The following is a 10,454-nucleotide window of genomic DNA, read 5'->3' on the forward strand; positions in this document are numbered from 1 at the left end:
AGCGGCTCTGATACAAACCTGTAACAATAGTGTCATATGAATGTAATATAGAGCGCGTAGAGGGCTAACGACGCCACATCGTCATATGTCTTTTACAACAGGAGCCGCAGCTCATGAACAAGATGATTTCCTCGACCGCAGCGCTTGCCATCGCTGCCGTTATGTCGGTTTCCGCCGCCCAGGCGCGCGATCAGATTCAGGTTGCCGGTTCCTCGACCGTTCTGCCTTATGCAAAAATCGTCGCCGAAACCTTCGGTGAAACCTTCCCGAACTTTAAGACGCCGGTTGTTGAATCGGGCGGTTCGGGCGCAGGTATCAAGGAATTCTGCAAGGGCGTCGGTGAGAACACCATCGACATCGCCAATGCATCGCGCGCCATGAAGGACTCGGAACTGAAGTCGTGCATCGACGCCGGCGTCAAGGACGTTCAGGAAGTGCGCTTCGGCTATGACGGCATCGTGTTTGCGACCGACGCCAAGGGTCCGGATTGGAAGCTGAAGCCGGAAGACGTCTACAAGGCGCTCGCAGCCAAGCTCGTTGTGGACGGCAAGCTGGTCGACAATCCGAACACCAAGTGGAATCAGGTCAACCCGAACCTGCCGGATTGGGACATTGCTGCCTACATCCCGGGCGAAAAGCATGGCACCCGCGAAGTCTTTGAAGAAAAGGTTCTGGCTGACGGCTGCAAGCACTCCGGCGCTCTGGACGAAATCAAGAAGACCGGCCTCGACGACAAGGCTGCCGTTTCCGCCTGTATCGCAGTGCGCAAGGACGGCAAGGCTGTCGACATCGATGGCGACTATGCTGAAACGCTGGCCCGCATCGACTCCAACAAGACCGGCGTTGGCGTTTTCGGCCTCTATTTCTTCGAAAACAATGCCGACAAGCTGAAGGTTGCCACCGTCAACGATGTTACCCCTTCGGCTGCAACGGTTGCTTCGGGTGAATATCCGGTGTCGCGTCCGCTGTTCTTCTACGTGAAGAAGGCGCATCTCGGCGTCATCCCCGGCCTCAAGGAATATGTTGAGTTCTTCCTCAACGACCAGATGATCGGTCCTGACGGCCCGCTCGCCGAATATGGCCTGGTTCCGGCCCCGGATGCAGAACGTGAAGCACAGCGCGCTGCCTTCTCCGAAGGCAAGACGTTGGCTGCGAAGTAAGTTTTGATCTGTGGAACGCGGGGATGAGGAATCTCCGCGTTCTTCTCCTTTCGCGCCTTTGTATTATGACAGGCGCATTCGCGTGGAACGGCATGGGTGGAAGCTGCACCTCAACGCCATCCGCATTCATCAGGGCAACCGGGGAAATTGAATGTCCTTCTTTCTGGTTCTCGTCAGTATCGTTGCAATCGGGCTGATCGGATTCTTTATAGGCCGCCAGCGTGCCGTTGCACTGGACAAGGCGCAGTCTGCTTCCGCAAAAGCCTCGCCGACCGAGAAAATGCATTCCCGCCCGCATTATCATGGCTGGTGGGTTTTCCTCGTTTCAGCATTGCCTGCGGTTCTGTTCCTCGCCATATGGGCCATAGGAACGTCGGTTTATCTGGATCACAGTGCGACCGCCCGCTTGCCGGATGCCGTTGAGGAAGGGTCCTTCACCAATCGCAGCCTGCAGCTCGGCATGGTTCGCGGTCTTGCCAGCGGGCTTGACCGGCTGACGCCTGCCGAACTCGAAAATTTCCCGTCGAACTATCAGGACGCCCGCACGCTTCTGGGGGCAAAGGGCGTGGCGCTCGCGACCGAGGGCCAGGACTATATGGTGCCGATCGCGCTTTACCTGAAAAAGGCAACCGCCCTCACGCACACCATCGGTTCGGCTGTTTCCCTGGTGATCGCCGTGGCTGGCCTGATTTTCGGCCTCTCCACGATCAGTCGGCGCATGCGCGCACGCAACAATGTCGAGCGGATCGTTCTCTGGGGCCTGATTGCTGCCTCCGGCATCGCCATCCTGACGACCATCGGCATCATCTGCTCGATGCTGTTCCAGACCATCAGCTTCTTCCAGTCCGTTTCGCCGTGGGACTTCTTCTTCGGCACGGTGTGGGACCCGCGCTTTGCCGCTGCCGGTTCGGGCGGCGAGACGGGCCAGTTCGGTCTCATCCCGCTTCTGGCAGGCACGCTCTATATCGCCTTCGTGGCCATGCTGTTCGCGGTTCCGGTCGGATTGTTCTCCGCCATCTACATGGCCGAATATGCTTCGCCGCGCGTACGCACCATCGTAAAGCCGGTTCTGGAGCTTCTGGCCGGTATTCCCAGCATCGTCTACGGCTTCTTCGCGCTCGTGACCGTTGGACCTTTCCTGCGCGATCTGTCCATCGCCATTGCAGGCGGGCAGGGTTTCATCATGGCGCAGAGCGTTCTGACCGCCGGTCTCGTCATGGGCGTGATGCTGATCCCGTTCGTGTCCTCACTTTCCGATGACATCATCACTGCCGTGCCGCGTGCGTTGCGCGACGGCTCGCTTGGTCTCGGCGCGACCCGTTCCGAAACCATCAAGCGGGTGGTCCTCCCGGCGGCATTGCCGGGCATCGTGGGCGCGCTTCTGATGACTGCCTCGCGCGCCATCGGCGAAACCATGATCGTGGTTCTGGCGGCAGGTGTTGCAGCGCGCATCAACATCAATCCCTTCGAGGCGATGACCACCATCACGGTGAAGATCGTCAACCAGCTCACCGGCGACCTTGAGTTCAATTCGCCGCAGACGCTGGTGGCTTTTGCACTCGGCATCACGCTTTTCGTCCTGACGCTGATCATGAACATCTTTGCGCTGCATATCGTGCGCAAGTACCGGGAGCAGTACGAATAATGACCGATACGACCTTTAATGCCAGCGCCGCCGCGGCACAGCCGACACGTCGCGATATCGGACTGAAACGCCGCTACGCTGCCGAACGTCGCTTCCGCTATTACGGTATTGCTGCGATTGCCATCGGCGTATTCTTCTTGTGCGCGCTCCTGTTTTCGGTTTTCTCCAAGGGCTATACCGCCTTTTGGCAGACGACGCTTTATCTGCCGGTAAAGCTTGAAGAGAGCGTGATCGATCCGGGCAACAAGCGCGCGACCGATCCGAATGTGCTGATCACGGCCAATTATCCGCTGCTGGTGCGCAACGCTCTGGCTGAAAAACTTGGTGTTTCGCCGACCGACCGACCGGCAATGCGGGACCTTGGCCGTTTCTATTCGGACGGCGTGCGCATTCAGCTGCGCGAGATCGTGATGAACAACCCCTCGCTTATCGGCACGACACAGGTCGTTCCGGTTCTGGCGGGCGCGGATATCGATTCCGCCTTCAAGGGGCAGATCGACCTTTCCGTGCCGGAGGCGAACCGCAAGGTTTCGAACCGCCAGGTGGGATGGATGAGGACGCTTTCGGAAGAAGGCGTGATGAAGGAGTCCTTCAATACGGGCCTCTTCACCTTCGGCGCATCCAGCCGTCCGGAAACCTCCGGTCTCGGCGTGGCATTGGTCGGTTCGCTCTACATGATGCTCATTGTTCTCGGCCTTTCCCTGCCGATCGGTGTTGCTGCTTCGATCTATCTGGAAGAGTTCGCCAAGAAGAACCGCTTCACCGACATGATCGAGGTCAACATCAACAATCTGGCGGCGGTCCCGTCCATCGTGTTCGGCCTGCTCGGGCTTGCGGTGTTCATCAACTTCTTCGGCCTGCCGCGCTCCGCCTCGCTGGTCGGCGGTCTGGTACTGACATTGATGACGCTTCCAACCATCATCATCGCGACTCGCGCCGCGCTTCGCGCCGTGCCGCCATCGATCCGTTCCGCGGCCCTTGGCCTTGGCGCGTCGAAAACGCAGATGGTATTCCACCATGTTCTGCCGCTCGCCGCACCCGGCATCCTGACCGGCACGATCATCGGCCTTGCCCATGCGCTTGGTGAAACCGCGCCGCTTCTGCTGATCGGCATGGTGGCCTTCGTCGCCGACGTACCGTCAACGCCGATGGAACCGGCGACTGCTTTGCCGGTGCAGATCTATATGTGGGCAAACGAAGCAGAACGAGCCTTTGTGGAACGCACGTCAGGCGCTATCATCGTCCTGCTTCTGTTCCTTGCCGTGATGAATATTGCAGCAATCATTCTGCGCCGCCGCTTCGAGCGCCGCTGGTAAACGGGAGTCGAAAGCTATGAACCTGATGACTGAACGATCTCTCGAGAAAGCCGTAGGAGAAAAAATGAACGCCAACGCCAGTTCCATAAAGATGCGCGGCGACAAGGTCTGCGTGTTTTATGGGGAGAAGCAGGCTCTGTTCGACGTCGATCTGGAAATCCAGGAAAAGATGGTCACAGCGCTGATCGGCCCTTCCGGTTGTGGCAAGTCTACCTTCCTGCGTTCGCTCAACCGCATGAACGATACGATTGAAGGCTGCAAGGTCGGCGGCAAGATCACGCTCGACAACGAGGACATCTACGATCCTAAGATCGATGTCGTCGAATTGCGGGCCCGCGTCGGCATGGTGTTCCAGAAGCCGAATCCGTTCCCGAAGTCGATCTATGAAAACGTCGCTTACGGCCCACGCATCCACGGTCTCGCCCGCACCAAGGCCGATCTGGAGGAAATCGTCGTGACGAGCTTGAAGAAGGCGAGCCTGTTCGAGGAAGTGAAGGATCGTCTGCATGATGCGGGCACCGGTCTTTCCGGCGGCCAGCAGCAGCGCCTTTGCATTGCGCGCGCGATTGCGGTCAGCCCGGAAGTCATCCTCATGGACGAACCGTGCTCGGCGCTCGACCCGATTGCAACGGCGAAGGTGGAAGAGCTGATCGACGAACTGCGCCAGAACTATACGATCGTGATCGTCACGCACTCCATGCAGCAGGCCGCGCGCGTTTCGCAACGCACAGCCATGTTCCACCTCGGCAATCTGGTCGAAGTGGGCGACACGGAAACCATGTTCACCGCGCCGACCGAAAAGCGCACGCAGGACTATATCACCGGACGCTTCGGCTGATCCGGAACTGCGTTTCAACAGACAGTGCGGCTTCCCCGCAATTTATATTACGAGGTCTACTATGCCGTCTCAGCATACCGTTCGCTCCTACGACGAGGAATTGAAGTTTCTCACTCACAAGATCGCCGAAATGGGCGGACATGCGGAACGTATGGTCGAGCAGTCGGTCGCCGCTATCGTCAATGCGGACAACGCGCTCGCACAGCGCGTCATCTCCGACGATCTCATCCTCGACGCCAGCGAGCGCGAGATCGACGACAAGGCCGTGATGATCATCGCCAAGCGCCAGCCCATGGCCGTGGACCTGCGCGAGATCATCGGTTCGATCCGCATCTCCGCCGACCTGGAGCGCGTGGGTGATCTGGGCAAGAACATTGCCAAGCGTGTTGCCGCCGTTTCGGAATCGCGCCAGCCGGTAAAGCTCTATCGTGGTCTGGAAACGCTGGCCGAACTGGCGCTGACCCAGCTCAAGGACGTGCTCGACGCTTATGCGTCGCGTTCGGTGCAGCAGATCAATGTCGTCCGTGACCGCGATGACGAGATCGATGCCATGTACACGTCGCTGTTCCGCGAATTGCTGACCTACATGATGGAAGATCCGCGCAATATTTCCGCCTGCACGCATCTTCTGTTCTGCGCGAAGAATATCGAGCGCATCGGCGATCACGCGACCAACATCGCGGAGACCGTTTATTACATCGTGACCGGCCTGCAAATGCCGGCTGAGCGACCCAAGGAAGACCTGAGCCACGGTATTGTCGTGGATGAGGCGCGTAAACCCTGAACTGCATCCGACCGGACCCGGAGTGACCCGGAGTCCGGCGGCTGAGAATGAGTGAATAGCGCGGCGGCACGCGGTCGATTGGGGGATTGTATCCACCGCCCGCCGCATTTGGATAGGGAAATACTGGATGTCACAGGCACCCAAAATCGCTGTGGTAGAAGACGAAGAGGCGCTGAGCGTGCTGCTTCGCTATAATCTTGAGGCAGAGGGCTACCAGGTCGATACCATGCTGCGCGGCGACGAGGCCGAAATCGCATTGCGCGAGAATGTGCCGGATTTGCTTATTCTGGACTGGATGCTGCCAGGGGTTTCGGGCATCGAACTGTGCCGCCGCCTGCGCCAATGGCCGGAAACCGAGCGCCTGCCGATCATCATGCTGACGGCGCGTGGCGAGGAAAGCGAACGCGTCCGCGGGTTGAGCGTCGGCGCCGACGATTATGTGGTAAAGCCGTTTTCGACGCCGGAACTTCTGGCGCGCGTCAAGGCGATGCTGCGCCGGTCCAATCCGAGCATTCTTTCGCATGTGCTGAAAGTGGGCGACCTTGTTCTGGACCGCCAGCAGCATCGGGTTTACCGCAAGGAAAAAGAGGTCCGTCTCGGACCGACAGAATTCCGGCTGCTCGAATATTTCATGATGTCGCCCGGTCGTGTCTTCTCGCGCAGCCAGCTTCTGGATGGCGTCTGGGGTCCCGACATCTATGTGGACGATCGCACGGTGGACGTCCATGTGGGACGGCTGCGCAAGGCGATCAATGTCGGTCGCGCGCTCGATCCGATCCGCACCGTTCGCGGTGCCGGTTATTCTTTCGGTTGATCGACGCAGTCATTCAAACTCTCAGATATAGCTCCTGATCGGCCCGCCATGTTCATCGTGGCGGGCCGTTTGCGGATGATCGGCCTGCGGCAACGTTGATCCGATTCGCGTAGGCGGGACCAAAACTGCGCGCCAATCATGCGTTTTCACGCGATGTTACAAATCTGTTTCCAAAGTTGACGGCAACCAACGGAACCCATGGGAAACAGAATTTTTGCAGATCATTCGAAGCAGCGCGGATGTGATGGAGAAAACCATCCAAGCAAAAGCGAATTAAGGCAGCGATATGGCGTGTATTGCGGGAATTTGTATCGCATTAAATCAATGCCTTATCTGAATTCGTAATTCTCGTTAATAAATTATTAATATATTTAAAGGGCTTGTAGGCATATTCGCACTCTCGATTCGGATTTCGTTTCAGGCTGTTTGAACGCTGCCTGCATCGTTGGGATTTGACCCTTCGCCTTTTTTTGGCCTAAAAATTCCAAAACCTTGAATTCGATTGAGCGACAGTAGGGCGTGCGATTTTGATCTTCGTCCTCTTTGACTTGCACCGCAGTCAGACGTTCGCGCGCATCATTCCGGATGTGTCCGCCTGAACGAATGACTGGATCAGTTAAGGGTCCTAACATGAGATTGAGCCATTGACGCGCGCCGCGAAGTGGAAATTGCCCGTTCTTATCGGGCTGGTGGTTGCGCCTTTCGTGGTCACGGGATGCACGACGACCGGAACCACGGGAAAAGCCAATTCGGAAAAGACGGCGGCAAGCCACGTCAAATCCGTCAATGGCGTGAAGACCTACACCTACACAGCGCGTGACAAGGAATGCCTTGAGCGCGCGATGTTTTTCGAATCGAACCGGTCCAGCCCCGACGGGCTTCTCGCTGTCGGCACGGTCGTCATGAACCGTCTCGCATCGGGCCGTTATCCCGATACGATTTGCGGCGTCGTTGGCCAGAAGAACCAGTTTGCGCCGGGCGTCCTCACCCGCAGGATGGATTCCAAGGCGCTGCCTGATGTTCAGGCAACTGCTGATGCAGTGTTGAAGGGTCAGCGCCATCCGAAACTCAAGAACGCCATGTTCTTCCATACGGCGGGCCTGAGGTTCCCCTACAACAACATGCACTATGTGCTCGTCGCCGGTGGCAATTCCTTCTACGAAAAGCGCAACCGCGATGGCTCGCTGCAGAACCCTGTCCCGCAGGAACCATACAATCTTGCCCTCGCCTATTCGCCGCAATCGCCTTCTGTTCCGCAGGATCCATCTTATGATGTGACCCTACCGCAGACCGGTCCGGTTCCGGGAACGGAACCGACTGTTCAGGTAGCACTGGCGGAGGCTTCCAAGGCTCAAAGCGCAGAACAGAACAGCGGCGTCGGTCCTCAGGCGCGCGGTGACCGTCTGGCGCGTCATCGCGGTGTTGCGGTGCCTCAGCAGGAACAGCATATGCAGATGGCGTCCTACCAGCCGCAATTCGATACCACGGCCCCGCAGCCGACCTCGCTTGGCTATGCTCCGGCGAGCCAGAAGCAGGCTGACGCCATCGGCGCGCTTCTTCTCTCCCAGGACCGTCCTGAAGCTCCGCTCTAGGAAGCGCATTTATAATCGGATGCTCTGCAACGCCGGTCTGGTCCAACCCGACCGGCGTTTTGATTTCAATGGCAGATTGCAGTTGTTTTCAGCGAAGGCATCAGGGCCGATAGACCGGACGATAGATCACCATCGGTGCATCATAGAAATCGACCTGATTCTGCCAGGCGCGCCTGTCGGCCCTGCGATCGAGATCGAGCCGCATGAGGCAATTGGCGAAAGCGTCGGTCCTGGGTTTGAAACCATAGCTTTGGCAGGTCTGTTCGTCAGCTGCACGGCGCTGTTCGGGCGTCATCGTTACGCAGCCGGCCAGAAGACCGGTAACACCCAGTAAGATAAGCACTTTCTTATTCATTGCTGTCTGCTTTCTTCTGCAACTGACCGCGTGAATACTATAGCGTAAAGGCAGGAAAAAAGGTGGTGAAATTATGCCGTCTGATAAACTGTCGGTGATTCCATATCCAAAGAGGTCTTCCACCCATGGCTCCTGAACAGCTGAACCCAGTCATCGATCCGGTGAAACTTGAACGTCTTGCGGAAGTCGCCGTTCGTGTCGGTCTGCAATTGCGCGAGGGGCAGGATCTCGTCATCACCGCCCCGGTCGTGGCGCTGCCGCTGGTGCGCCTCATCGCCAAGCATGCCTACAAGGCCGGAGCCGGGCTGGTAACGCCGTTCTTCGCGGATGACGAAATGGCGCTTGCCCGTTACGAGAATGCATCGGATGCGAGTTTCGACCGTGCGGCAAGCTGGCTTTATGAAGGCATGGCAAAGGCCTATTCGGACGGCGCTGCCCGTCTGGCCATCGCAGCCGACAATCCGATGCTGCTTTCAAGCCAGGATCCGGCCAAGGTTTCACGCGCCAACCGCGCCAATTCAAAGGCCTATCAGCCGGCGCTGGAAAAGATCGCCGGTTTCGACATCAACTGGAACATCATCTCCTATCCCAATCCGGCATGGGCGCAGCTCATGTTTCCAAACGACCCGGAAGATGTTGCGACCCGCAAGCTGGCCGAGGCGATCTTCGCGGCGTCGCGCGTCGATGTCGACGATCCGGTCGGCGCCTGGGCGGCGCATAATGCAGCACTTCGTACCCGCACCCGCTTCCTGAACGGCAAGGCTTATAGCGCCCTGCATTTCAAGGGGCCGAACACTGATCTGACTGTTGGGCTTGCCGACGGCCATGAATGGCACGGCGGCGCGTCCACTGCCAAAAACGGCATCACCTGCAATCCGAACATCCCGACGGAAGAAGTGTTTACGACGCCCCACGCTCTCCGTGTCGAAGGCTATGTGACCAGCACCAAGCCTTTGTCGCATCAGGGCACCTTGATCGAGAATATCGCGGTTCGCTTTGAGGGCGGGCGGATTATCGAGGCCAAGGCGAGCCGTGGTGAAGAGGTTCTCAACAAGGTGCTGGATACGGATGAAGGCGCCCGTCATCTGGGCGAAGTGGCGCTGGTGCCGCATTCCTCGCCGATCTCGCAAAGCGGGCTTTTGTTCTACAACACCCTGTTCGATGAAAACGCAGCAAGTCATATCGCGCTCGGCCAGTGCTATTCCAAATGCTTTATCGACGGAGCGAAGCTGACGCCGGAACAGATCAAGGCGCAGGGCGGCAACTCGAGCCTTATCCATATCGACTGGATGATCGGCTCCGGCCAGATCGACGTCGACGGCATCAACGCGGACGGAACCCGCGAGCCGGTGATGCGCGGCGGCGAATGGGCTAACTGATAGCCAGACAAAAAAGCAACGGTGTTAGGTGTCAAGCACCGTTGCGTTTGCGTTCCGGATTCTCGCGTTGAGGATAATGATCATTTTTCGCATGACGGCGACGAGTGCGACTTTGCTCGGCTTTCCCTTTTGCTTGAGGCGCTGGAAGAACGCCTTCATGTCCGGATCGAAACGAATGGCGGGCAGCGCCGCGACGTAAAGCGCGTCGCGCAGCTGTCTTCGACCGCCTGCAATCATGCGTTTGCCGCGCATCAGTCCGCTATCGCGATTAAGCGGCGCAACGCCAACCAGCTTGGCAATCTTTCCTTTGTCCATATGCCCCAGCTCCGGCAGGTCGGCCAGAATGAAGCATGCCGTTCGCAGGCCGATTCCTTTGAGTGACATCAAAACCTCAGCCTTCCGGCCAAGGTCCGCATCAGCTTTCAGGCAAGCCGTCATTGCGTCCACAATAGTCTGGCGCTGATCGAGCAAGAAATTCAGGCTTTCCTCGACCCAGTCTTTCGTTTGCCCGCTCGCCTTTTCCCGGCGATTTTTCTCCTGCACGATCATGTGCGACAATTGTCTGTAACGG

Annotated in this window: 10 protein-coding genes; 8 read left to right on the plus strand and 2 right to left on the minus strand. The window is 58.0% G+C overall.

Annotated features, from left to right (window positions below):
- Nucleotides 1–113 precede the first annotated feature (113 nt).
- The 7 genes from ACS5UA_RS21700 (at nt 114) to ACS5UA_RS21730 (ending at nt 8,149) form a co-directional block, all read left to right on the plus strand.
- Complete coding sequence (locus ACS5UA_RS21700) at nt 114–1,160, plus strand: PstS family phosphate ABC transporter substrate-binding protein (RefSeq protein ID WP_112671895.1); 1,047 nt, start codon at nt 114–116, stop codon at nt 1,158–1,160.
- A gap of 151 nt (nt 1,161–1,311) precedes the next feature.
- Complete coding sequence (pstC, locus tag ACS5UA_RS21705; RefSeq protein WP_025089832.1) at nt 1,312–2,805, plus strand: phosphate ABC transporter permease subunit PstC; 1,494 nt, start codon at nt 1,312–1,314, stop codon at nt 2,803–2,805.
- Nucleotides 2,805–4,121, plus strand: a complete 1,317-nt coding sequence (gene pstA / locus ACS5UA_RS21710) for a phosphate ABC transporter permease PstA (RefSeq protein WP_273773053.1) — start codon at nt 2,805–2,807, stop codon at nt 4,119–4,121. Before pstC ends, pstA begins: the two co-directional genes overlap by 1 nt.
- Nucleotides 4,122–4,185: 64 nt before the next feature.
- Nucleotides 4,186–4,959 (plus strand): phosphate ABC transporter ATP-binding protein PstB, encoded by a 774-nt coding sequence (pstB, locus tag ACS5UA_RS21715; RefSeq protein ID WP_006468128.1) that lies wholly within the window; start codon nt 4,186–4,188, stop codon nt 4,957–4,959.
- 61 nt (nt 4,960–5,020) lie between these two features.
- Complete coding sequence (phoU, locus tag ACS5UA_RS21720) at nt 5,021–5,743, plus strand: phosphate signaling complex protein PhoU (RefSeq protein ID WP_006468129.1); 723 nt, start codon at nt 5,021–5,023, stop codon at nt 5,741–5,743.
- A gap of 127 nt (nt 5,744–5,870) precedes the next feature.
- The gene (phoB, locus tag ACS5UA_RS21725; protein ID WP_006468130.1) at nt 5,871–6,557 is read left to right on the plus strand and encodes a phosphate regulon transcriptional regulator PhoB; all 687 of its coding nucleotides are present in this window, start codon (nt 5,871–5,873) and stop codon (nt 6,555–6,557) included.
- A 644-nt stretch (nt 6,558–7,201) separates the two neighbouring features.
- Nucleotides 7,202–8,149, plus strand: coding sequence for a cell wall hydrolase (locus tag ACS5UA_RS21730; protein ID WP_063619853.1), 948 nt, complete (start codon nt 7,202–7,204; stop codon nt 8,147–8,149).
- 100 nt (nt 8,150–8,249) lie between these two features.
- Here ACS5UA_RS21730 and ACS5UA_RS21735 read toward each other — a convergent pair whose 3' ends face one another.
- Nucleotides 8,250–8,504 (minus strand): hypothetical protein, encoded by a 255-nt coding sequence (locus tag ACS5UA_RS21735; protein ID WP_112671901.1) that lies wholly within the window; start codon nt 8,502–8,504, stop codon nt 8,250–8,252.
- A 125-nt stretch (nt 8,505–8,629) separates the two neighbouring features.
- Between ACS5UA_RS21735 and ACS5UA_RS21740 the strand changes: the two genes are divergently transcribed.
- Entirely contained in the window at nt 8,630–9,883 is a 1,254-nt protein-coding gene (locus ACS5UA_RS21740) for an aminopeptidase (RefSeq protein WP_112671903.1), read from the plus strand.
- A 24-nt stretch (nt 9,884–9,907) separates the two neighbouring features.
- On the opposite strand, the gene ACS5UA_RS21745 is transcribed toward ACS5UA_RS21740, so the two are convergent.
- Nucleotides 9,908–10,454: transposase (locus tag ACS5UA_RS21745; protein WP_443101810.1), on the minus strand; the 547-nt coding region annotated here is incomplete at its 5' end.

This window comes from Brucella sp. RRSP16 (genome assembly GCF_052246815.1).
Taxonomy (GTDB): Bacteria; Pseudomonadota; Alphaproteobacteria; order Rhizobiales; family Rhizobiaceae; genus Brucella; species Brucella intermedia.